The sequence below is a fragment of the Mycobacterium sp. NGS61 genome (assembly GCF_059812325.1).
Map to the genome: position 1 here is coordinate 559,653 of NZ_JCALCL010000002.1, position 22,977 is coordinate 582,629.

The 22,977-nt window shown below is 65.8% G+C and carries 23 protein-coding genes and 1 pseudogene; 8 read left to right on the plus strand and 16 right to left on the minus strand.

Going from position 1 to position 22,977, the window contains the following annotated elements; genetic code table 11:
- Position 1: 1 nt before the first annotated feature.
- A pseudogene (locus AC5Y3Z_RS07125) lies at positions 2-877 on the plus strand (SDR family NAD(P)-dependent oxidoreductase); the annotation flags it as partial.
- A 6-nt stretch (positions 878-883) separates the two neighbouring features.
- On the opposite strand, the gene AC5Y3Z_RS07130 reads toward AC5Y3Z_RS07125, so the two are convergent.
- The 6 genes from AC5Y3Z_RS07130 to AC5Y3Z_RS07155 all read right to left on the minus strand — a co-directional run bounded on the left by AC5Y3Z_RS07130 (position 884) and on the right by AC5Y3Z_RS07155 (position 5,083).
- The gene (locus AC5Y3Z_RS07130; protein WP_463825369.1) at positions 884-1,810 is read right to left on the minus strand and encodes a putative antibiotic biosynthesis monooxygenase; all 927 of its coding nucleotides are present in this window, start codon (positions 1,808-1,810) and stop codon (positions 884-886) included.
- A gap of 190 nt (positions 1,811-2,000) precedes the next feature.
- The gene (locus AC5Y3Z_RS07135; RefSeq protein ID WP_463825370.1) at positions 2,001-2,378 is read right to left on the minus strand and encodes a DUF5073 family protein; all 378 of its coding nucleotides are present in this window, start codon (positions 2,376-2,378) and stop codon (positions 2,001-2,003) included.
- Positions 2,378-3,166: a heavy metal-binding domain-containing protein gene (locus AC5Y3Z_RS07140; protein ID WP_463825371.1), complete on the minus strand. Its 789-nt coding sequence runs from the start codon at positions 3,164-3,166 to the stop codon at positions 2,378-2,380. The genes AC5Y3Z_RS07135 and AC5Y3Z_RS07140 overlap by 1 nt, the downstream gene beginning before the upstream one ends.
- A gap of 39 nt (positions 3,167-3,205) precedes the next feature.
- Entirely contained in the window at positions 3,206-3,400 is a 195-nt protein-coding gene (locus tag AC5Y3Z_RS07145) for a ferredoxin (protein ID WP_463825372.1), read from the minus strand.
- Positions 3,397-4,581: a cytochrome P450 gene (locus AC5Y3Z_RS07150; protein WP_463825373.1), complete on the minus strand. Its 1,185-nt coding sequence runs from the start codon at positions 4,579-4,581 to the stop codon at positions 3,397-3,399. The genes AC5Y3Z_RS07145 and AC5Y3Z_RS07150 overlap by 4 nt, the downstream gene beginning before the upstream one ends.
- Positions 4,582-4,633: 52 nt before the next feature.
- On the minus strand, positions 4,634-5,083 hold the full coding sequence (locus AC5Y3Z_RS07155; protein WP_463825374.1) for a hypothetical protein: 450 nt from the start codon (positions 5,081-5,083) through the stop codon (positions 4,634-4,636).
- A 558-nt stretch (positions 5,084-5,641) separates the two neighbouring features.
- Here AC5Y3Z_RS07155 and AC5Y3Z_RS07160 point away from each other — a divergent pair.
- Positions 5,642-6,868, plus strand: coding sequence for a hypothetical protein (locus tag AC5Y3Z_RS07160; protein WP_463825375.1), 1,227 nt, complete (start codon positions 5,642-5,644; stop codon positions 6,866-6,868).
- Here the strand turns inward: AC5Y3Z_RS07160 and AC5Y3Z_RS07165 are convergent.
- Positions 6,855-7,373 (minus strand): TetR/AcrR family transcriptional regulator, encoded by a 519-nt coding sequence (locus AC5Y3Z_RS07165; RefSeq protein WP_463825471.1) that lies wholly within the window; start codon positions 7,371-7,373, stop codon positions 6,855-6,857. The two genes, AC5Y3Z_RS07160 and AC5Y3Z_RS07165, sit on opposite strands and share 14 nt — an antisense overlap.
- Positions 7,374-7,531: 158 nt before the next feature.
- On the opposite strand from AC5Y3Z_RS07165, the gene AC5Y3Z_RS07170 reads away from it, so the two are divergent.
- Positions 7,532-8,071: a class I SAM-dependent methyltransferase gene (locus AC5Y3Z_RS07170; protein WP_463825376.1), complete on the plus strand. Its 540-nt coding sequence runs from the start codon at positions 7,532-7,534 to the stop codon at positions 8,069-8,071.
- A gap of 117 nt (positions 8,072-8,188) precedes the next feature.
- A complete protein-coding gene (locus tag AC5Y3Z_RS07175; RefSeq protein WP_463825377.1) occupies positions 8,189-9,019 on the plus strand; it encodes an enoyl-CoA hydratase-related protein in 831 nt (276 codons plus the stop codon).
- Positions 9,020-9,085: 66 nt separating this feature from the next.
- On the opposite strand, the gene AC5Y3Z_RS07180 is transcribed toward AC5Y3Z_RS07175, so the two are convergent.
- The 8 genes from AC5Y3Z_RS07180 to AC5Y3Z_RS07215 all read right to left on the minus strand — a co-directional run bounded on the left by AC5Y3Z_RS07180 (position 9,086) and on the right by AC5Y3Z_RS07215 (position 17,729).
- Complete coding sequence (locus AC5Y3Z_RS07180) at positions 9,086-10,783, minus strand: FAD-binding protein (protein ID WP_463825378.1); 1,698 nt, start codon at positions 10,781-10,783, stop codon at positions 9,086-9,088.
- On the minus strand, positions 10,780-12,132 hold the full coding sequence (locus tag AC5Y3Z_RS07185; protein WP_463825379.1) for an aromatic ring-hydroxylating oxygenase subunit alpha: 1,353 nt from the start codon (positions 12,130-12,132) through the stop codon (positions 10,780-10,782). The genes AC5Y3Z_RS07180 and AC5Y3Z_RS07185 overlap by 4 nt, the downstream gene beginning before the upstream one ends.
- A 13-nt stretch (positions 12,133-12,145) precedes the next feature.
- A complete protein-coding gene (locus AC5Y3Z_RS07190; protein ID WP_463825380.1) occupies positions 12,146-13,678 on the minus strand; it encodes an acyl-CoA synthetase in 1,533 nt (510 codons plus the stop codon).
- Between the two features lie 8 nt (positions 13,679-13,686).
- Positions 13,687-14,559 (minus strand): enoyl-CoA hydratase-related protein, encoded by an 873-nt coding sequence (locus AC5Y3Z_RS07195; RefSeq protein WP_463825381.1) that lies wholly within the window; start codon positions 14,557-14,559, stop codon positions 13,687-13,689.
- Between the two features lie 29 nt (positions 14,560-14,588).
- Positions 14,589-14,825 (minus strand): biotin/lipoyl-containing protein, encoded by a 237-nt coding sequence (locus AC5Y3Z_RS07200; RefSeq protein WP_463825382.1) that lies wholly within the window; start codon positions 14,823-14,825, stop codon positions 14,589-14,591.
- Entirely contained in the window at positions 14,818-15,816 is a 999-nt protein-coding gene (locus tag AC5Y3Z_RS07205) for an alpha-ketoacid dehydrogenase subunit beta (RefSeq protein WP_463825383.1), read from the minus strand. The genes AC5Y3Z_RS07200 and AC5Y3Z_RS07205 overlap by 8 nt, the downstream gene beginning before the upstream one ends.
- 13 nt (positions 15,817-15,829) lie before the next feature.
- Complete coding sequence (locus AC5Y3Z_RS07210; protein ID WP_463825472.1) at positions 15,830-16,768, minus strand: thiamine pyrophosphate-dependent dehydrogenase E1 component subunit alpha; 939 nt, start codon at positions 16,766-16,768, stop codon at positions 15,830-15,832.
- 97 nt (positions 16,769-16,865) lie between these two features.
- Entirely contained in the window at positions 16,866-17,729 is an 864-nt protein-coding gene (locus AC5Y3Z_RS07215) for a mycofactocin-coupled SDR family oxidoreductase (RefSeq protein ID WP_463825384.1), read from the minus strand.
- A gap of 231 nt (positions 17,730-17,960) precedes the next feature.
- Between AC5Y3Z_RS07215 and AC5Y3Z_RS07220 the strand changes: the two genes are divergently transcribed.
- From AC5Y3Z_RS07220 to AC5Y3Z_RS07235, 4 genes are all read left to right on the plus strand, one after another.
- A complete protein-coding gene (locus AC5Y3Z_RS07220; RefSeq protein ID WP_463825385.1) occupies positions 17,961-19,181 on the plus strand; it encodes a CaiB/BaiF CoA transferase family protein in 1,221 nt (406 codons plus the stop codon).
- A gap of 132 nt (positions 19,182-19,313) precedes the next feature.
- Entirely contained in the window at positions 19,314-20,525 is a 1,212-nt protein-coding gene (locus AC5Y3Z_RS07225) for an amino acid deaminase/aldolase (protein ID WP_463825386.1), read from the plus strand.
- A 61-nt stretch (positions 20,526-20,586) separates the two neighbouring features.
- A complete protein-coding gene (locus AC5Y3Z_RS07230) occupies positions 20,587-21,873 on the plus strand; it encodes a D-arabinono-1,4-lactone oxidase (protein WP_463825387.1) in 1,287 nt (428 codons plus the stop codon).
- A gap of 132 nt (positions 21,874-22,005) precedes the next feature.
- Positions 22,006-22,317 carry an ANTAR domain-containing protein gene (locus tag AC5Y3Z_RS07235; RefSeq protein ID WP_463825388.1) on the plus strand — a complete coding sequence of 104 codons (312 nt, stop codon included), beginning with the start codon at positions 22,006-22,008 and terminating at the stop codon, positions 22,315-22,317.
- A gap of 134 nt (positions 22,318-22,451) precedes the next feature.
- On the opposite strand, the gene AC5Y3Z_RS07240 is transcribed toward AC5Y3Z_RS07235, so the two are convergent.
- Positions 22,452-22,895 (minus strand): DUF6941 family protein, encoded by a 444-nt coding sequence (locus AC5Y3Z_RS07240; protein WP_463825389.1) that lies wholly within the window; start codon positions 22,893-22,895, stop codon positions 22,452-22,454.
- Positions 22,896-22,977 lie beyond the last annotated feature (82 nt).

Here is a 22,977-nt window from a genome sequence, read left to right on the forward strand (position 1 = left end):
ATTGCCCGCACTGTCAACGGATCTGCTGGCGGGGGCGGGCGCGGTGGTGGTCGGCGGCAGCCGCGGCATCGGCCGTGCGGTGAGCGAATTCCTCTGCAGCGCAGGAGCTTCCGTCGTAGTCAACGGTCGCGACCCGGTCGCCGTCCAGCAGACTGTCGATGCGCTCACGGCTGCGGGAGGCCGCGCCGTCGCAGTGACCGGGGCCGCGGACGACGAACACGTCGCTGCCGCACTGATCGACGAATGCGCGACGACGTTCGGGCGATTGGACGTCCTGGTCAACTGTGCCGGCATCGCCGAACCGGCGAACTCCTCGATTCTGCGGATCACCCCGGCGGAGTTCGATCAGCTGGTCGGCTCGCATCTGGGCACCGTGTTCCACACCTGCCGGCTCGCGGCGCCGATCATGGCGGCCCAAGGCCACGGCGCCATCGTCAACACCGGCTCGGCCGCGTTTCTCGGCGACTACGGTGGTACCGGCTACCCCGCCGGCAAGGGTGCCGTCAACGCGCTGACGATGGCGATCGCGGCGGAGCTGAAGGCTGACGGGGTGCGCGCCAATGTGGTCTGTCCGGGTGCGAAGACCCGCCTATCGACCGGGCCGGCGTACGAGGCTCATATCAGGGACCTGCACCGGCGCGGGCTGCTCGACGAGATGACGATGCACGCTTCGCTGCACGCTGCCCCCGCGCAGTACGTGGCACCGCTCTACGGCTACCTCGCCAGCGACGTGGCCCACGACGTCACCGGCCAAATTTTTGTTGCCGCAGGGGGTTTCGTCGGACGCTACGGCCGGCCGGCGCCGCAGGTGCTGGGCTATCGCGACCACAGCGGCAACCCGCCGTGGACGGTCGAGGAGTTGCACACGATGATCGGTGGCCGGCTACCCGAGCAAACCGAACAGCAGCACCAGCGCGCCGCAGCCGACGACCACCAGCGCCGACCCCGTCAAACCGGTGCGGACTGACGCGCCATCGATCGGATCGAGCCAGCGCCGGAACGGTCGCGATGCCGCCGGAACCAGAACCCATTGCAGCAGAACAACACTGATGACGTTGCCCACGAAGATGGCCGGAGCTGTCGCGATCCCCAGCCCGGCGAGCGCCGGGGACAACCACTTGGTCAGCAGCATCACGGTCGGGTACAGGCACAGCACCACCAGCATGGCGGTCTTCCAGGCCGGCGTGATCTTCGTCTGACCGTCGGCAATGCGGACGGTGGAACCGAACGGCGCGCTGCTGGGCAGTTCGGCGAAGTCGTCGGTCAATTCGTCGCGTAGGCGCGGCAACGCATGCCGGCGCTCCGCCGAGCGTATCCAGCCGGACAGCTGGCCCGCGGTGCGGAAGCGCAGCAACGACATCCACTGCCCGGATTCGTCAGCGGGGAACAGTGCCGTCCCTTCATAGCCGGGGAACGCGGCGCAAGCCACCGTCAGATCACCCTGGGCGGCAACGAATTCGACGTCGTTGCCGGCAGCTACGCGGTGCAGGAATATGGTGGCGTTGGCCGGTGCCGGCTCCCCGTCCACGAGCATGAGATCGGCGGTGGACCGCTGAAAGCCCTGCGCGTGGCCGTCGGCGAGTACGGCCCGGCGGTCGGCGCCGTCGAGCCAACCGTCCAGCGTTGCGGCGCTGTCGAACGAGGTCGCGACACCGTGATCCAGCTGTTCGCCGCGCTGGACGGATCGGCGCGCGCTGACAAACCCGGCCGCCCTACGCGCCGAATCCAGGTAAGTGTCCAGCCACCGGTCGAACAGTTCGGGGTCGGCGGGGGGATGAAAGATCGTGATCCCGGTGGCGGCGACTGTCATCCCAGTTGTCTACCATCGCCGCCGGCAGTTTGCGCCGCACGGTCGATTTGGCGATGCGCGCACGTGGGTACGCGGTGCAGGCCCCGGGGTGGGGGCTCGATGGTGAGTCGGGTGCGCCGGGTTCGATTGAACATTACCGTGATGTCACGGGAGTGCAGCAGATGAGTCTGGGACACAAGGGTTTTGGAGTTCAAAACCGGTATCCGGCGCCGAGCGCCTCGACGGCCGCGTTGATATTCGGGACGATCGAGGTGCCGTAGCGGGTCACGATCTGACTGAGCGAGCGCGCGAGGTGTGGACCCACGGCGTCGGCCGGCAGGATGTCTTCGGCGATCACGACACCGTTGACGAGGTGTGCGGCCTGCAGTCGGCCGTCCCGCGCGACTTCGTAACGCCAGTCACCGATCTGGACTCGTTCCGGGTTGGACGAGAACAACCCGCGTCGGGCCGGCGTGTGCCGCACGCCCGGCAGTCCGGCGAAGACCTTGACCACCAACGCGATACCGCCCGGTCCGGCGAGCGCGCCTGCGATGGTGCGACTGATCCATTCGGGATCGAAGTCGCTCATCAGTTGTCCATCGCCAGCACGAAGGTGGGCTCGATGGTCTCTGCACTTCCGGTGCGTCGCACCGCGGTCCCCGCGGTGTAGAACTCCACGGTGTGGTGTCCCCAGGCGTAGTTGGACACCGCGAAGTGCACCCCCACCACACCGGTGGCACCGTCGCGCTCGGCTTCGGTCTGCATGCGCGTCATCGCCAGCTCACGCGCCTGATAGTTGCCCTGTGTCCACTGCGGCATCTCCATATTGCGGCCGATCTGGCGCAATGTCTGCATGAACCCTTGCACCGCAATGTGAAACACGCAGTTGCCCATCACGAATGCCACCGGGGCGAACCCGGAACGCAGCAGCGTCACCATGTCCTGACCGGACAGATGACTGGAAAACGCCTGGCCGTTGGGACGCCGGAAGGCGCCGGGCTTCGCGCTGTAACGCACTGCGGTGCCCACAGCCATGAATTCCAGGTGCTCACCACCCTCACCGTGGTGGCGCCAGTTGAGGCGTACCCCGACGATCCCGTCCGCCTGGAGCGCGTCGGCCTCGGCTTGCATGCGGGCCATCGCGTTCCAGCGCGCCCGGTAGGTCGCTTCGGTGAGCACACCTAGCTCCTGCTGTTGCCGCATGCCGGTGAACTGGAACCCGACGTGGTAGACCGACACCCCCATGACGAGTTCGATCGGCTCGAAACCGGCGCCGTGCAGCAGGGCGAATTCGTTGATCGACAGATCGGACGTGAAGGATTTTCCGGCGTGCGACAGTCGCTCGCTGGCGACCGGATCGAGCGACATCGGCTCCATGGTCGGGCGTCCCTTCTCCTGGTGGGCGGCAGCGTCGGCTCACGGTGTGAGGGTGATTGCCTCTTCGGGGCAGTTCTGGGCACCGGTGGCCGCCTGCACCTCCAACGGACCCGAGACATCCGCCAGCAGCAGTATCGAGTGCCCGACGTCATCGGCGTCGTACACGTCGGGCGCCAACGAGTAGCACCGGCCGTGCCCCACGCACCGGTCGGCGTCGAGCTCGATGTGCGTCATCGCACCGGCACCGGGAAGGTCAGCGGTAAGGCTTCGACCGAGCGGAGCGCCGCGGTGTACTTCAACTCGGTGCCCGGCGCGATCTCGTAATCGGGTATGCGACGGTGAAATTCGCGCAACGCGACCCGCAACTCCATGCGGGCCAGATGAGAGCCGAGGCAGCGGTGCGGACCGCCGCCGAACGCGCGGTGCCGGTTCGGGTTGCGGTTGAAGTCCACCAGCTCGGGATCGGCGAACTCGGCCGGGTCGGTGTTGGCGGCGCCCAGCAATGGGCTGACCCGCTCACCCTTGCTGATCGGGCAACCCCCGATCTCCACATCCTGCATGGCGACCCGCACCACGCCGGGAACCGGTGTCTCCCAACGCAACAATTCTTCGACGGCGTGCGGCAGGATGTCCGGCTGCTCGACCAGTTGGTGGCGGTGCTCGGGATTGCGGGCCAGGTACACGAAGAAACAGTCCAGCGAGTCGGTCACGGTGTCCAGCCCGGCGATCAAGAACAGGAAGCAGATGTCGAGCAACTCCTCGCGGGTGAGCGCGCTGCCACCATCCCCCTTGTGGTGCAGCGCGATCATCGCCGTAAGCACGTCGTCGCGGGGGTTTGCGATGTGGTCGTCGATGGCGCGCTCGAAATAGTCGTAGATCTGCTGCGCCACCGGCGCCGAGCTCGCGTGCCGGTCGTCCCAATCGGTGGCACCCGCCGGGCGGATCACGCCGTCCTTCCACTCCAGGAACGTGTCGAGATCGTCCAACGGCAAGCCGAGCAATTGCAGAAACACGGTACAGGGCAACGGCACCGCGAACTCGGCGTGGAAATCACACTCGCCCCGGCCGGCGAAACGGTCGATCATCTCGTTCACCAAAGCGGAGACCTGCGGCTCACGCCGAGCCATTTCGCGGGGCGTGAACAGCGGATCGAGAATGCGACGGTACTTGGCATGATCAGGCGGGTCGATCTGCAGTGGGATCAGTGGCCGCAGATTGCCGAGATCGACCGCGTCCATGTTCGACGAGAACAGATCGGTCCGTTTGAGTGCCATCTCGATATCGGAGAGCCGGCTGAGCACCACCGCTTGCGGGGAGCGGAACACCGGCGCCGATTCGCGCAGTGCCTTATACATCGGCTGGGGCTCAGCGAGACCCGTCACAGCCTGGTCGACGAATCCCTGGGCTTCTGTCATGGTGTCAGCCTGGCACCGCGGCCAGCGGTGGGCAATGCCCTCTTCGGATGGGTTATTTCGGTCTGGCGTGCCGGTGCGTGACGGCCCGCAGCACTCCGCGCAGCGCGTAGGCAGCCGTGACGAGCGACAGCAGGATCAGCAGGATGAACGTCACCATCCAATTGCTGCGGCTGTGGTTGACGTCCCACCAGATGACAGTGAACAGCAAGACGCACAGCAACAGCACGATGTCACGCCAGTTGCCTTGGTAGGACACCGCCGCCTTGCGCACCGCGCGACCCCGATCCGAGGCTTCCACCAGATCGTCGATGCGGGCGTTAATGGTGCGCTGCAACTCGGCGCGGCGTTCGGCGGCTTCCGGCGGCAGCCGGTCGAGCAGGTCCATATCCTGCTTGATCATGCTGCGAAAGTCAGGCCCCCGGAACTGTCCGGCGGCGATCGCCAGCATCACCCCACCCAGGACCGGCGCACTGTTCAGCGCGAGTTGTCCTATCCCGGCCATGCCCGGCCCTCCTTCGGATCGTCGTACTTCGACGAGGATTACCGAAGCAGGGCAGCGGATCAACCGCCGGTTACTTGCCGTGCGGCAACGCTTCCGGACCGGCCGAATCGCGCGGTTGGCTGCCGCGGGTCAGTCACGATATGCGCATTTCGATAGAAAGTGTTGTGGGACCGGATAATTCGGGCGGTAGCGTCACGGCGCAGGCCCGGTTCGTCGCACCTCGGACACGTCCCGCGCCATGACGAGCAGGGCTTGCGGCCAACTCAACCCGCGCCAGATGCGCGCCCCAGGCGAGCGCCCGAGAGGCATCGGTCCACTACATGCTGGACACTTGTCCAGCATGTAGTAAAGGTGCTGGCCTTACGCCCGCCTCAGGAACGGTTGCTGTGACGGATCCTGATACGCTGAAACTCATCTTGCTCGGACTATGGCGTCCTTGCTCCGGTGGGACCGGTCGACTAAAGTTCGAATCGAAACCAGACAAGTGTCCATAAATGCGGCATATGCAGCCCATGTCAGCCGCGTAGTCCGACGTTGTCGCCACTCGAAGGACCGTCCATGACCAGCAGGTACGCCGCCCTCACCCGTGCGCAGCTCGCCACCCTGGTGCCGGAGTTGCTGCTGATCGGTCAGATGATCGACCGGTCTGGAATGGCCTGGTGCATCCAGCAATTCGGTCGTGAGGCAATGCTGCAGATCGCGATCGACGAATGGGCGGGTGCGAGCCCGCTGTACACCAAGCGCATGCAGCGCGCGCTGCGCTTCGAGGGTGACGACGTGATCACCATCTTCAAAGGCCTGCAACTCGACATCGGTGCGCCGCCGCAGTTCATGGACTTCCGGTACACGGTGCACGATCGCTGGCACGGCGAGTTCCACCTCGATCACTGCGGCGCGCTGCTCGATGTCGAACCGATGGGCGAGGAGTACGTGCGCGGCATGTGCCACGACATCGAGGACCCGACGTTCGACGCCACGGCGCTGGCCACCAACCGCAGGGCCCAGGTTCGGCCTATTCACCGGCCGCCCCGGACACCGGCGGACCGCCAGCCGCACTGCGCCTGGACGGTCATCATCGACGAGTCCCACCCCGAGGTCGGATTCATACCGGCACTGGACATCGTCGGCCGTACCCGTGCGGCCACCACCGAACTCGATCCCATCGACGGGACCGAGCCGGGCCAGGCGGATTACTCGGGTCCGCTGGTCTCCGACTTCGACTTCGAGGCGTTCTCCCACTCGGCGCTGGTTCGCCTGGCCGATGAAGTGTGCCTGCAAATGCACCTGCTCTACCTCTCGTTTGCCCTTGCGGTGAGCGAACGCGCCGAGGGCGATGCGGAGAAAGTTCGCTTGATAGCCACCAAGCAGCTGATCGGCCTGGCGGGTCTGGCAGCCGAGCGGATCCACCGGTCACTTGAGCTACCCGGTGGTGTCGAGGGCGCGGTGCGGGTGCTGGAACTGCACCCGCTGTTCAACCCCGCCGCCTACGTGTACGCCGACTTCGAGCACGACCGCGTGCATCTGCATCCGTCGCCGGCCCATGAGGACGCGGCGTGGCCGGCACTCGTGTCGGCGGCATCGGTCGAACCGTTACAGGCGATCGTCGCCGCTGTCGATCCGCACCTGAGTGTCGAGGTGAGCGGAACGCCGACGGACTGGACCGCCATCGTCATCGAAACAGAGACTGCGGCAAAGGAATTCGATGAGGTTGCGGTGACAAAGTTCAGTGGCGGCTCGACATTTGTGTTCCAGCCGCGCAAGTCATTGCCGCTCACCCCGGTGTAGAGCTCTCGACGGATGCCCCGAGGATGAGCTGGACCGCTTCGTCCAGCTGTCCGGCGATCTCCTGGTAGGTGGCGAAGCGCGCGCTCATCAGCGCTCCGATAAAGGTCATCTGCAATGTCGACTTCACCGCGCGCGGCCAGCCCGGGCCGAGTGCGGCACCGATGCGCCGCGCCACCTCCTCGGCGATCTCGTCCCGCAGCGGCGCCACGGCGGCGTCGTCGGCGATCAGTGCCGCGCCGCAGCCCGCGGTCAGCTCAGGTTCTTCGGCAACGACAAGGGCCATGTCTCGCATCGTCGCGCTCACCCTGGTCCTGGTGGTGTCGTTGACGTCGGTGTGTAGCGGTAGTTCGCGCAGGAAACGCAGATAAACCGCGGCAACCAACGCACTCTTGGACGAGAAGTAGGTGTAGGCACTGGCCGGTGACACTCCCGCACGCTGCGCGACCGCACGCATGGTCAGGTTGGCGTAGGAGGATTCACGCAGCTCCTGCAGACCGGCGTCCATCACCTTGCGAATGGTCTGACCCGGACGCCGATCGGACCGGCGCCCGGTGCCGGTGGCGACGTCACCTGCCAGCGGCGCCCTTGCATCTCCTGACACCCGTCCAGTGTAGAAAGCCGGCCTGCCGGCAGGGCTGACGGACCGGCCGTAACGTAGGCGCTGTGAGCCGGGACGATCGACGTCAGTGGGACGCGCGTTATCTGCAGTCGGGAACGGCACCGGCGGTGGTGGCTCCCGAATTCCTTGCGCCGCATGATGATCTGATACCTACCGGGGGACAAGCTCTCGATATTGCCTGCGGCCAAGGCCAACACGCGGTTTGGCTCGCCCGGCGGGGTCTGCAGGTGTGGGGATGGGACGTGTCCGCGGTAGCCATCGCGGATGCACGGAAACTGGCGCGGCAGAACGGAGTCGGTGAGCGGTGCCGGTTTGATGCCGTCGACCTCGACGACGGACTGCCCGACGGCGATCCCGTCGACCTCATCCTCTGCCACAGGTTCCGCGACCGCCGCCTGGACCGGGCGCTGATCGATCGCCTGGCGCCGCGCGGTCTGCTGGCAATCGCCGCGCTGAGCGAGGTGGGCGCCGAGCCTGGGCCGTTTCGCGCAGCACCAGGCGAACTGCCCTCAGCATTCGCTGAACTGACGGTGCTGGCGGCCGGTGAGGGCGAGGGCCGGGCATGGCTGGTGGCGCAGGCGTGACGGGCAATCGCCGCGAAACCCCCCGCCAGGATGGGTTTCGCAGCGGCACAAGCGAAATCATTGAGTAACACCGCTGGTGAGCGGTGCGGGGCAACCGCGTCGGGTAGGGTCACAACCATGGAGCGGCGCGTCCTTGAAGCGGTCATCTATGAACGTGAGCCACCGATCGCGCGGATCATCCTCAACCGGGTCGACAAAGCCAACACCAAGGACGCGGTGCTGGTCACCGAGGTCGACACCTGCCTACACGAGGCAGACCGCGACGGTGAGATCAAGGTCGTCATCATCAAGGCGAACGGCAAGGGCTTCTGCGGCGGCCATGTGGCCCGCTGGGGTCCGGATGAAAACCCGTATCCCGATTTCGGAAACACCTTCGAGGACCTCTACAAAGGCACCGCCGACCTGTTCTTATGGCCGACGCTGTACCTGTGGGAGTTCCCGAAACCGACGATCTCGCAGATCCACGGCTACTGCATGGGGGGTGGGATCTATCTCGGGTTGCTGACGGATTTCTGTGTCGCCTCCGACGACGCCTATTTCCAGATGCCCCTTGCCCAAAGCCTCGGTGAGCCGGGCGGGCACACCATGATCGAACCGTGGCTGCTGATGAACTGGCACCGCACCATGGACTGGCTGCTGCTGGCCCCGACGCTGTCCGCTGAGCAGGCCCTGGAGTGGGGTCTGCTCAACAGGGTGGTGCCTCGGGATGACCTGGAGGACACCGTCGAAGAAATGGCGGCCAGGATCGCCCAGATCCCGCTGACCACGCTGATGGCGGTGAAGAACAACGTGAAGCGGGCCTGGGAGTTGATGGGCATGCGGGTGCACCTGCAGGTCAGTCACATTCTGACCAACATGGTGGGTGCCGCCACCGACGTGCAGGCCCGGCGGGCCGAGCTGATGCAGTCGGGCATGAAGCCGCGCGACTTCATCGGCCGCGACGAGTAGCGCGAGCAGACGCAAAAGCCCCTAATTTCAACGGGAAAAAGGGGCTTTTGCGTCTGCTCGCGCGGGTCAGCGGGTCATCTCGCCGGCCACCCGGCGGCCCGCCGCGTGTCGGGCGGCCACGTAGCCGAACACCATCGAGCTGGCGATGCTGGCCCCGGCACCCGGGTACGTCCGGCCCATCACCGTTGCAGTGGTGTTCCCGGTGGCGTAGAGCCCTTCGATCACCCGGTCCTGCTCGTCGAGTACCTGGGCGTGCTCATTGGTGATCACCCCGCCGCAGGTGCCGACGTCGGCCGGCAACACCCGGGTGGCGTAATAGGGCGCCCGGTCCAGCGGGCCGAGGGCGGCGTTGGGTCGGTAGCCGGGATCGCCCAGACAGTCGTTGTAGGCCGATTGCCCCCTGCCGAAGTCGGGGTCTAACCCCTTGCGGGCGAACTTGTTGAACCGCTGCACAGTTCGGACGAGTTCGTCAGCGGGCAGGTCGATGTGGCGAGCGAGGTCACCGAGGGCATCGGCCCGTTTGACCGCACCGTTGGCGATAAGTTCGGGCGGCAGGTGCTGACGCTTGACCGGGTTGGTACCCGCGACGTAGCGGCGCACGTAGCCGTCGTCGAAGATCATCCAACAGGGCACCGCTTTGTTGGCGTACATTGCTTTGCCCACTTCGACATACGAATTCGACTCGTTGCAGAACCGGCGGCCGGAGGAGTCGACGTAGATGGCGCCGGGGCGCTGACGGCCGGAGCCCAGCGACGCCGCGGCCGCGCCGCCGTTGGCGATGAAAACCGAAGGCAGCCACCATGCTTCGTCGAGCAGATCGGTCTTGGCGCCCAGTCGCATCGCGGTTTGCAGCACTTCGCCGGTGTCCCCGGCGTTGGCGATCGACCACTTGCCGTCGTTGGGCTGATCGCCGCTGTACCGCCGGCGCATGTCGGCGTTGTGGCCGAAGCCTCCGGCGGCCAGCAGAACGCCTTTGCGCGCTTCGACATTGACCGGGGTGCCGTCGTGGATGATACGTGCGCCGACGACGCGGCCGTCCTCGACGATCAGATCGTCCATTGCGGCGTTGATCCACAGCGGGGGTTCGCCATCGCTCAGGTCGATCAGCACCTTGAGCATCTGGCCGATCAATGACGCTCCGTTGGTGAGGAGTTGGCGGCGGGCGATCTTCGCGGCCCGAGTGCGGGCGAAAACCTTAGTGGCCACGGCGAATGCGCGAGGCGACCGGTTGAAGTACTGCACTGAGCGCAGTTCGTTGGTGAGTACGGTGTAGCCGTAGTTCTTGGCCAGCGACGGCTGCACTTTGTCGTGCCAGCGACCCAATTCGGCGGCGTCGAAAGGTATTCCCTCCACCGCCCGGCCGGACTCGTTGCCGCCCTTGTGGTTCGGGTAGTAGTCGCTCCAGCCGGCGCAGCGGATCAGCCGAACACCTTTGCGCACCAGGAAATTGATCATCTCGTAGCCGGCGGTGAGAAACATCTCCCGACGCGCGGGGGAGGAGGCCGGCCCGATGTCACCGACCACGTCGGCCAGGTAGGCCAGCCCGTCCTGGTGCGAATCGGGGATGCCGTCGGCGCGCATCAGCGGATTGTTGGGCAGCCAGACGATGCCGCCGGACAGGCCGGTCGAACCGCCCACCAGGGCCTGTTTTTCGACGATCAGGGGTTGCAGCCCGGCATCGAGGGCGGCGAGTCCGGCGACCATCCCGCCACCGCCGCTGCCCGCGATCACCAGGTCGACCGAGCGGTCCCACTGGGTGCTCATCGGCCGACACCGGCCGTGAAACCCAAATCTGCGATCGGCACGTCGATGGTGGTGTTGGTCTTCTGAATCGCCGGCACCAACGCCTGATACGGCAGACCAGCGAGGAATCCGTCGACCACGCGTTCGAAGTTGGAGATCAGCCCTTCGATCTGACTGGACAGCCGCATGAACTCAAACCCCTTGGAGTGCAGACCTTTTTGTTGTCTGGGCAGGTTGGCGAAATCCTGGGCCGGGATCGGCGGCCACCGCCGATCATCGGGTGCCATGGGCTCCGGTGGGGTCGGTCTGCCGGTGAGCTGGTCCGGCGGAATCCGGGTGAGCGACCAGATTTCGAACAGCGTGTCCTCTGGACCGAGCGGGCGGATGCGGTACGACGACGCGCTGCTGTACTGGGGCAGCAGAAAATAATGCGGGAAGCAGAACCCGATGGCATCCACGATGCCGCGGCGCTGCAGGTCGTTGAGGTCTGGAATATCGCAGCCGCGGGCCCGATGCCAATGCACCACAGCGTCATTGAGGGTGCGCTTCCACACCGCCATCGCCTCGGCGGGGTCGGCGGGCAACTCGATATCCTGCAAGCCCTCGGCGATTCGGACGTCGTTCTCGTGCGTCATCCCGGCCATACCTTCGCCCAGCGTGCGCATGAAATACAGGCTGGTCTGTACGGGTCCGGGTGGTTTGCCGGTCGCCGGCTGCGACGACGGCAGCAACTGCGGATGGGTCTGCGGGACGTGATAGCCCTCCATGAACGCGGCCGTCGCGAGCTTCCAGTTCACCGGAAGCCGGCACGACTGCCACCACTCGGTGCGCAGCGATTCGACCTTCCAGGCGTCGTAAATGGTGGCGAACGGTTCGAAGCAGTCCCGCAATCCAGGTGCGTCATCGTCGAGGTTGATCCACGCGCAGCCACCCCAGAGCTCACATCGCACCGGTACCAGAGCCAGATCCTGCGGGTCCAGATTTTCTTCGTCGAACGTCTCGGACCGCAGCACGAAGGTGTTGCGCCCGTCGATACCCCAACACCAGCCGTGGAACGGGCACACGAAAGTGCGCCGGGATCCGTTCCCCTCCACCAGTTTCACTCCGCGGTGACGGCACGCATTGTGGTAGGCCCGCACGTTCTCGGTGTCCACCCGCACGACGATGATCGACTGATCCAGGATTTCGTACTCTACGAAATCGCCCGTCTTGGGGATCTCCTCGAGCCGGCAGGCCATCTGCCATACCCGCGGCCAGAACATCTCGTTCTCCAGCGCATAGAAGTCCGGGTCGTAGTACCGCTGTTTGGGAATCCGGTCGGCGGACTGCACCGCCCACGGCACCGGAAGCGGCGTCCAGTTCACGTTCATAACGTTCCTTCAGTCATAGGATCCGGGACCTTCGTCCGTGCCAGTAGCGTTCCCGGATACGTCGCTTGTAGAGCTTGCCGTTCGGGTCGCGGGGTAGCTGCGGGTCGAATTCGATGGTGCGGGGGCACTTGTAGGCAGCCAGGTGCGCCCGGCAGTAGTCGATCAGCTCGGCCGCCAAGTCGGGGCCGGGTCGGATGCCGTCAGCTGGTTGCACGACGGCTTTGACTTCCTCGCCGTACTCGTCGTTCGGCACGCCGAACACCGCCGCGTCGACGAGCTTGGGGTGCATCACCAACACGTTCTCCACCTCCTGCGGATAAATGTTGACCCCGCCGGAGACGATCGTGAACGTGGCACGGTCGGTGAGGTAGAGATACCCGTCTTCGTCGACCCGGCCCACGTCTCCCAGGGTGCGCCAGCCGCGATCGTTGGAGACCGAGGCGGTCTTGGCAGGATCCTTGAAGTACTCGAAGTCGGGGCCGCCTTCGAAGTACAGCTCACCGGATTCACCGACGGGCAGTTCCCGGCCGTCCTCGCCCACCACGTGGACCGTGGTCATCGGGATGCCCACCGACCCCGGGTGGGCCAGCCACTCCTCGGGCCCGATCGTGGTGCCCGCGAATCCTTCAGTGCCACCGTAATATTCGTGGATGATCGGGCCGAACCAGTCCATCATCCGATGCTTGACGTCGACCGGGCAGGGTGCGGCTGCATGGATCACGCACCGCAGGCTGGACACGTCGTACTCGTTGCGCACGGACTCGGGCAGCTTGAGCATCCGCACGAACATGGTCGGCACGAACTGAGCGTGGGTGACCCGATGCGTCTGAATCAGCCGCAGCACCGTCTCGGCATCGAACTTGGGCACGATGACCGACGCGGCGCCCACCCGGTTGACGGCCATGGTGTAGTTCACCCCGGCGGCGTGATACGCCGGAGCGGGGGACAGGTACACGCACGACGGATCCATCCCGTACTTGTGGGTCAGCGCGAGCTGCAGGACGGCTTGCGCCCACGACCCGTTGCCGTCGACAGGCAGTGGGCGGCGCACCGCTTTGGGACGGCCCGTGGTGCCCGATGAATACAGCATTTCCGAACCGTCCGACAACGCAGGCGCCGGGCCGGCGCCCGCGAGCACGTCCTCGTACGACTGCCAGCCGGTGAGTTCACCCCCCACGGCCACGTGCATGCGCACGGCGGAATTGACCGCACCGAGTCCGGCGGTGAGACCGGCGTACGACGCATCCACGAACACCGCCCGGGCGTCGGAATCGTCGACGACGTAGGCCACCTCATCCGGCGTGAAGTGGGTGTTGACGGTCGTGTAATACAGCCCGGAAAGCTGGCAGCCCCAAGTGATTTCGAAGAACTCCGGCCGGTTCGGCAGGATCAGCGCCACCCCGTCGCCGCGACGCAGGCCCGCGTCGTGCAGCGCCGCGGCGACCCGTTGGCTACGGGCATACAGCTCGCCGAACGAGATCGCGCAACCGTCGACGATCAGCGCCGGCGAGTTCGGCGCTGTGATCGCGTGGTCTGCGATGTTCACCGGCGCACTCAGCTGGTGGGCGCACCGTCGGTAGACGCGGCGGCGGCAGCCTGACGGCGGGCCTGCTCGGAGGGCAGCACCTTGTCCTTGAACACGGTCTGGATCAGCTGCTGCACGTCCTTACTGATGGAAGCGAGAGCGACCAGGTCGTTGGAACTCTGCCAGTGCACCCGCATGCCCATCAGCTCCCAGGCGCGCTTGAGATTGGCCTTGGTCGCCAGCAGCGTCGTCATCGGTGCCTGCGCGATATGGCGCGCGATCGCCTCCACACGCGCATCCAACTCCTCGCGCGGCACGACCTCATTGACCAGACCGACCTCGAGTGCCTTTTTGGCATCGATGACCTCGGCCAGATACAGGTAGTACGCGGCCCGCCGCCAGTTCATGAAAACCCAAGGCTCGATTGAGCATTCACCGGAGGGCATGCCGAAGCCCTGCAGCGGCGGGTAGGAGAAGTAGGCGTCTTCGGCGGCGATCACGATGTCGGTGGTCAGCCCGTAATGGGTGCCGCCGCCCACGCAGTAGCCATGCACCTGCGCGATGGTCGGCTTGGAGAACTCCCACAGGTTCAGGATCGGCTTGACGAACAGGTCGGTCTGCGGCTTCCACGGCGTGCCCATCACCCCGGCGGCCTCGACGAAAGACGGGTAGTCGACGGCGTTGTTGCCGATCGCGTGGCCCGAGCAGAAGCCTTTGCCGTTGGCTTTGAGAATCAGCACTTTGATGTCGTAGTCGCGGTCGGCGTCCAGCAGGGCGGCGTCCACCTCTTCGGCGAGCTTCTGGTCCTGCGCATTGGCTTTCTCGGGCCAGTTCAGCGTCACCCGTGCGATCGGGCCTTCCTTTTCGTAGATGATGCGTTCGCGAGTCTCGTTGAGGTCCATACGGCTGCCATACCTTTCGTTGGATCGGATTATGAAGTGATGACGCCGATTTGGGCGCCGATGTCGTAGGTGGTGCCGACTTCGCCGGTCCACTGCACGGTGCCCGATGCCCCGGCTTCGATTTCCTGCTCCACCTTCTCGGTGGCGATCACGTAGATCGGGGTGCCCTCCTCGACGTGTTCGCCGGCGCCGACGAGCAGGTCGGTGAGTTCGGCTTCGGACACGGCCACCGAGACGCGGGGGATCCGAATGATGAAGTCAGCCACGGGCGGCGACCTTGTCCAGGGTGCGCTGCGCCGCGGCCACGATTCGCGCCGGCGACGGATACATCTGCGCCTCCAGCGCGGGGGCGGCCGGGTTGGGCACGAAACGCGCGGCCACGCGCTCGATGGGCGCGGCCAGTTCGCCGAACAACTCGGCCTGCAGGATCGCCACCACTTCGGCACCCGGGCCGGCGAATTGGACGGCATCGTGCACGACCACGACCCGCTTGGTGCGACGCCCGGATTCGACGATCGTCTCGACATCAAGTGGGACCAGGGTGCGCAGGTCGACGACTTCGGCGCTGACCCCCTGTTCGGCCAGGGTGGCCGCGGCCGCGAGAGCGTCGTGCACGGCGCGGCCGTAGGCGATTAGACTCACGTCGGCTCCGGAGCGCTTGATGTCGGCCTGCCCCAACGGAATTGCGAAGCCGGCGTCCAGCGGAACGGGACCCTTGCGGCTCTGCAGCCGGATGGTCTCCACGAACAGACACGGGTCGTCGTCGAAGATGGCTGAGGTCAGCAGGCCCTTGCCGTCACGGGGGGTGGAGGGGACGATGACCTTCATTCCCGGGATGTGCATGAACCAGGCTTCCAGGGATTGTGAGTGCGTCGCGCCGGTGGCCAGGCCCGCGTAGACCTGGGTGCGGATGGTGATCGGTGCGGTGGTGCGCCCCGCCGTCATGAACCGCAGTTTGGCGGCGCTGTTGATCAGCTGGTCGGCGGCAATGCCGATGAAGTCCATGATCATGATCTCGGCGACCGGGCGCAGGCCGTCGATCGCCGCGCCGATCGCGGCCCCGACGATCGCAGCCTCGGAGATTGGGGTGTCCAACACCCGGTCGTGGCCGTACTTCGTCGACAATCCGGCAGTGGGTCCGGACGCCCCCGGGTCGGCGATGTCCTCGCCGAGCAGGAACACCCGGTCATCGGCTTCCAGCGCCTGGTCCAGCGCGAGGTTGAGCGCCTCGCGCATCGTCATCTCTTTCTCTTGCATGCTGTCTGGAACCTCACACCGGAAACTTGATCGGAGTCGCGTACACGTCACGGTCGAGTTCGTCGATGGCCGGTGGATCGGCGCCCAGCACAGTGCGTAGCGCGTCCTCCACGCGTGCCGCGGCGTCGGCATCGATGCGGTCGAGGGCGTCGGCACTACAGATCCGGGTGTGGGCCAGGTGTTCGCGAAACCGCGGCACCGGGTCGGCGGCCATTGCCGCGGCGAGCTGGTCCTTGGGGATGTAGGGCATTCGATCGCCGAAATAGTGGCCGCGGAAGCGAAAGGTCACGCATTCGATGAACGTGGGCCCGCCGCCGCCGCGCGCCCGGTCCAGCGCTTGGTCCAGCGCCGCTTTAACCGCCAGCGGGTCGTTGCCGTCGACCCGGACTCCCGGCATGCCGTAACCGGCCGCGCGGTCGGCGACCTGTTCGAGTTTCATCGTGTCCGACGTCGGAGTCATCTCGGCGTACAGGTTGTTCTGGCAGACCAGCACCAGCGGCAGGTCCCACAGTGCGGCCATGTTGGCCGCCTCGTGGAACGAGCCGGTGTTGGTGGCCCCGTCGCCGAAGCTGACCACCGTGACGCGGTCCAGCCCCTTGCGTTTGCCGGCTATCGCCAGCCCGACCGCCACCGGGAGACCGGCACCGACGATACCGGTCGAAAACATCACTCCCGCAGCAGGATTGGCGATGTGCATGGTCCCGCCCTTACCGCGGCCGGCGCCGACGACCCGCCCCATCATCTCGCCGTAGATCTCCTCGAGAGGCACACCTTTGCCGATGAGGTCGTGCAGTCCCCGGTAGGTGGTCACCAACTGATCGTCGGACCGCAGGGCGACCGCCATGGCGGCGGCGATGGCCTCCTGACCGCGCGACGGCCAGTACACGCACATGAACTCGCCGGTGGCGATGCCCTTCGATAGACGGTCGTCGGCCGCCTTCATCAACGCCATCAGCTCATAGAGGCGACGTGCCACGGGCGCCGGCCCCGGGTCGCGGTCATTCACCGGGCTTCTCCATCTTCATTGCAGGACAATTGCATCCGCGGAGTCAGGATCCCGACCAGGGCTTGACTTTGAGGAAGCCGCCACCGTCTACCCGCAGTTGCTGACCGGTGATGTAGCGGGCAGCGTCGGAGGCCAGGAACAGCACAGCGGCGCTGATGTCCTCGGGTTCCACGTAGGGGATCGGCATCGCCTGAACCAGCGGGAAGATCGGTTCGGCGTCGGCTCGGGTGGGGTTGGGCAGGTCGGGGCGAAACGCGCGGTACATCGGCGCGCTGTGCAGCATCTCGGTGTTGACGTTGGTCGGGTGGACCGCGTTCATCCGGATGGAGAACGGCGCCAACGCCCGTGCGAAATCGTTGACGTAATGCGCCGCAGCGATTTTCGCGAATGCGTAGCCGGCCCCGCCAGGTCCACCGTCGATGCCGGTGGTGTTCATCGACGACATGAAGGCGGCGTTGGATCCGATCACAATGACCGACGCCCCGGCTTGCAGATACTTCAGGCTGCCGTGCACCAGGTTGAGCACTCCACCCAGATCGACGTCCACCGCATCGGCGAAGGCCTGCGGCGGCAGACCCGCGGTCAGCGGGCAGATCCCGGCGTTGGCGACGACGATGTCCAGCCGTCCCAGTTCGGTGACGCCGTCGTCGATCGTGGCGAACAGGGCCGCGCGGTCGCGGACATCGGCGATGGCCGAGAACACGCGCTGACCTTCCTTTTCCACCAGTCGCACGGTTTCTTCGAGATCCTCGGGGCGGGCCAGCGGGTACTCGTTGGTCTCGATGTCTTCACACAGGTCCACGGCGATGATGTCGGCACCCTCAGCCGCCAGCGCCCGCGCGTGGGATCGGCCCTGGCCCCGCGCCGCGCCACTGATCAGCGCCACCCTGCCGGTCAATTGGCCCATGATCCGCCCCTCACCCCGGTGTGTCCGAGCCAGCTAGATAGCCTGCGGCACAACGCCATTCGACCCCCGCCAGTCGATCTCGGCGCAGTGCATGTCCAGCTCCGTCGCATCTGGTCCGCCGACGGCCACGCACCGATGCGCTCGGTCGCCGGTTGGGCTATCAATATGCCTTACAGTAGCTAGAATATCTAAAATAGCAAGAAATGACGTGCGTCACTCAGGGGGTGGACAATGGCGGCTGTGCTCAGCGGCGTTCGAGTCGTGGAGTTGGCATCGTGGACGTACGTGCCGTCGGCCGGCGTCGCATTGGCGGACTGGGGCGCGGACGTGATCAAAGTGGAGGGCGTCGCGTCCGGCGACCCCGGCCGCGCGCTGGTCGTCGGCGGCTTCACCCGCGAGGCAGCCCGCGCCGACGCCGACTTCATCCTGGAGTTGAGCAATCGCGGCAAGCGCAGCATCGCAATCGACCTTAAGTCCGACATGGGCAGAGATCTGTTCGGTCGCCTGCTGGCGACCGCCGATGTGTTCCTCACCAACTGGTTGCCCGGCGCCCTGGAGCGGGCCCGACTCACGGTCGCAGACATCCGCTCGTTCAATCCGAACATCATCATCGCCCGGGGCACCGGGCTGGGGGTGCGCGGTCCCGATCGGGACCGGGGCGGGTTCGACGCCGCCACCTATCTGGCGCGCGGCGGAGTGGCCTATACGCTCACTCCGTTCGGCACCGAGAATCCGGCAGTGCAGGGTCCGGCGTTCGGCGACCTGCAGGGCGGCGCGACGTTGGCCGGCGGGGTGTGTGCCGCGCTGTTCCACCGCGAACGCACAGGCGAGCCCAGCATCGTGGACTCCTCGCTGCTCGCGCAGGCGATGTGGGCCATCGCGCCGTCGATTTCGGTGGCCGACCTGTTCGACATCGACGGGATCCCCGGCGCACCACCGGGATTGGCGATCAATCCGCTGGTGGCGCGGTACAGGACCAAGGACGACAGGTGGATTCAGCTGGTCTTTCTGCAACCGGACAAGTTCTGGGCCGGCTTCTGCCGGCGGATGGGCCTGGGCGAGTTGGCCGACGATCCGCGGTTCGTGCCGTCGAGCAACCTGATCGCCAACGCAGCCGAAGCCACCGAGATCTTCGCGAATGCGTTTGCCCACCAGGATCTTGCGCACTGGCGGCGGGTGCTCGAAGACGAACCGGGAGTGTGGGGAGCGCTGGCCACCCCGCGTGAAACGCTCAACGATCCGCAGGTCGAACCCAATGGATATGTCATCACCAATGTCGACGACCGGGGCGAGCCTTACCGAACCGTCGCCGCACCAGTGCAATTCAACGAGACCCCGCCGAATCCCTCGCGGGCGCCCGAACACGGCCAGCACACCGAAGAGATCCTGCTGGAGCTGGAGCTGGACTGGGACGACATCGCCCGCGCGAAGGACGTCAAAGCAATTCTGTAAGCGTTGTCACATGCGGCCACCGAGTGGGTGTCGGACCGCAACGACCCGGATGATCGCAACAGACTCAGGATGACGATGTTCGTGTCAAGCATTTGGACCAATGCTCGCTTCAGCTTCATCTAGTGTGTCGGCGTGGGTCAGACGAGACTGGACGCGCCCGGCCGCCTGCAGCGCTACGAGCAGGCGTTCGCCGGTCTGGACGCACCCTTCGCCTTCGTGGACCTCGACGCGATGTGGGACAACGCCGGACAGCTGCTGCGGCGGGCAGGCGACAAGCCGATCCGGGTCGCCTCGAAGTCATTGCGGTGCAGGCAGTTACAACGCGAGATCCTCGATTCACATGCCCGGTTCGACGGCCTGATGACGTTCACGCTGCGCGAAACGCTGTGGCTGGCCGGACACGGTTTCGAGAATCTGTTGCTGGCCTACCCGACCACCGACCGGGCAGCCTTGCGTGAGTACGGCGAACTCTCCGCCGAGAATCCGGCGGGCGCGCCGATCCTGATGGTCGATTGCGTCGAACATCTGGACCTGATCGAGAGCGTGACCGATCGTCCCGTGCGGTTGTGCCTGGACCTGGACGCCGGCTTCTGGCGCGCGGGCGGGCGGGTCAAGATCGGCCCCAAACGCTCACCGCTGCACACTCCCGAGCAAGCCCGCGCGCTGGCCGAGGAGATCGCCCGGCGTCCGAAGCTGCGGCTCGTCGCGCTGATGTCGTACGAAGGGCACATCGCCGGCCTCGGCGACCGCGCACCGGGCAAGCCGGTGCAGAACGCGATTGTCGGTTGGATACAGCGTCATTCCATCGCGGAGTTGCGGGATCGCCGCGCCCGCGCAGTTGATTTGGTGCGTGCGGTCGCCGACCTCGAGATCGTCAATGCCGGTGGTACCGGAGACCTGCAACTGGTCGCCCGGGAGCCGGCGATGACCGAAGCGACCGCCGGCTCGGGCTTTTACGCACCGGCACTGTTCGACTCCTATTCGGCGTTTACGTTGCAACCCGCGGCCATGTTCGCACTGCCGGTGTCGCGCCGGCCCGACGACACCACCGCGACCGCACTGGGTGGCGGTTACCTGGCCAGCGGGGTGGGCGCCAAGGACCGCATGCCCACTCCCTATCTGCCGACTGGCCTGAAGTTGAGTTCGACCGAAGGTACCGGCGAAGTGCAGACGCCACTGACCGGCGCCGCGGCGCGCCGGCTGAAGATCGGCGACCGAGTGTATTTCCGGCATGCCAAGGCCGGCGAACTGTGTGAGCGGTTCGATCATCTGCATCTGGTCCGCGGTGCGGCGATCGTCGACACCGTCCCGACCTATCGGGGTGAGGGATGCACATTTCTCTGAGCTCGGGGACGAGCGGGTCTCTGAGCTCGACCACGACAACACAACGTGCGCAGGAGCTTTGATGACGACGACGTGGACCAACTGGGCCGGCGACCAGGTGTGCGCGCCGGTGGCGATCAGGCGACCCACCTCCGAAGGTGAACTGGTCGACATCGTCACCCGCGCAGCGCGACAAAGTCAGCGGGTACGGGCCGTCGGCACCGGGCATTCGTTCACCGACTGCGCGTGCACCGACGGCGTGATGATCGACATGACGGGCCTGCAACGCGTTCTCGACGTCGACGCGGCCCGCGGGCTGGCCACCGTCGAGGGTGGCGCCCAACTGCATTCGCTGTTCGCGCAGTTGGCCGCGCGCGGATTCGGCATCGAAAACCAGGGCGACATCGACAAGCAGTCGATCACCGGCGCTACGGCTACCGCAACGCACGGCACCGGAGCCCGGTTCCAGAACGTATCGGCCCAGATCGTCTCGGCGCGACTGGTCACTGCCGGCGGGGAAGTGTTGCAGGTGTCCGAAGGAGACGACTATCTGGCCGCCCGCGTGTCGCTCGGAGCCCTGGGCGTCATCTCGCAGGTCACCTTCAAGGTGGTGCCGTTGTTTACCGTGCATCGCGAGGACGAGTTGCGGCCCCTGGCCACGACACTCGAGCACCTCGACGAGTACGTGGACGACAACGACCATTTCGAATTCTTCGTCTTTCCGCACGCCGACACAGCTCTGACACGCACCTCACGGCGCAGCTACCAACAGCCGAGACCAGAACCGTTGTGGAAGAAGAGGTTCGGGGAGGAGTTCGAGAACGTCGGATTGAATCTGGTCTGCCGCGCCGGACGTCGGTTTCCAGGCGCGGCGCCGCAACTGAACCGGCTGCTGACCGGCCTGATGTCGCCGGCAACAGTCCAGGATCACGGTTGGAAGGTCTACGCCAGCGCACGCAACGTCAAGTTCACCGAAATGGAGTACGCCATACCGCGCATGCATGCACAGGAGGCGGTGGAGCGGGTGATCGACGTCGTGCGCCGGCGCCGGCTGCCGATCATGTTCCCGCTCGAGGTGCGTTTCAGCGCGCCCGACGATGCGTTCCTGTCGACTGCGCACGGCCGCGACACCTGTTACATAGCGGTGCACCAGTTCACCGGCATGGAGTTCGAAAGCTATTTCCGCGCAGTCGAAGAGATCATGGACGAGTACGCGGGGCGACCGCACTGGGGCAAGCGGCACTATCAAACCGCTGCAGCGCTGCGCGGGCGTTATCCCGAATGGGATCGGTTCATCGCGGTTCGCGACCGCCTCGACCCCGACCGCGTATTCCTCAACGACTACACCCGCCGCGTGCTCGGCCCCTGAGTCCGGCGGCTTCGAGCGGATATCAACGCGCTCACGGGAGGGTCTCGATGTCGACGTGCGTCTGGCGCAATGAGCGACGGCCCGCAAATCATTGCACGGTATGCCAGTTGTGAATCGTGAAGGAACCAAGCTATGACGGCCAGCTGTGCCCCCACCCAGAGCTCGCACAGCCCGAGTTCGGGACGCATTCTCGACACCGCGCAAGGCATCCTGATCGGTTTGCGCCGGTGCCGTTCGGACAGCGCATTCGACGAATTGCACAGCGCCGCACAGCGTCACCGGGTTCCGGTGTTCGCGATGGCGTGGGCACTGGTGCATCTGGCCGGCGATGGCGAACGGACGCCCAGCTTCGTCGAAGCGCAGTCGGCCGCGCGGGACGAGTGGGGAGAGTTGTTCGCCGCCGACCATCTTCGGTCGCTGGCGGACGTTGCCGGGACGGGTTGAGCGCTCCGCGGCAACGGGGAAGTGCCGCGGCCCTCAACTGCTGTCGTCGTGGGCGAACCAGCACGTCCTTCTCGGGGCGTGGAACTGGCCGTGAATGAAGCGGTGCGACAATGCCGTTCGTGACCCGGGCGACACTAACCCTGCGGGGGCAGTGCCCCTGCAGACACGATCAGCGCTTCGATCGCCGTAGCGCGTTCGAAGCCTTCCACCTCTACCCGCCACTCGTAGATACCCGGATCCAACGGGATTCCGCCCGGGATGTTCAGGGTGAGCGGCATGCGGACCGCGGTGCCGTGAATGGCCCCGGGCAACCGACCCGCTTCTGCGGCGGCCTCGAACAGGATCCGTTGCGGGCCTTGCGGACCCGGCACCACCACCGGTTGGCCGTCGGTATTCAGCAGCTGACAGGTCAGCCTGTGCTGTTTGTTGGTCTCGTCCCAGTCGATGTCCAGGAAGATGACTAAAGCGAAAGGCGGCGTGGGTGTTTGACACTGTCGCCAGCCCAGCCCGAGGGTGTGCACCTTCCCGGACTGGATGTCGGCCTGGGCCGCATCGGCGAGGAAAAGACTGACCTTCATGCGGTGGCCGACATTCCGTACGACCCTGCGGTTGCCACCGCGATCACTGCCTGATCCACGTCATGTTCCCAATCCGTCTCGC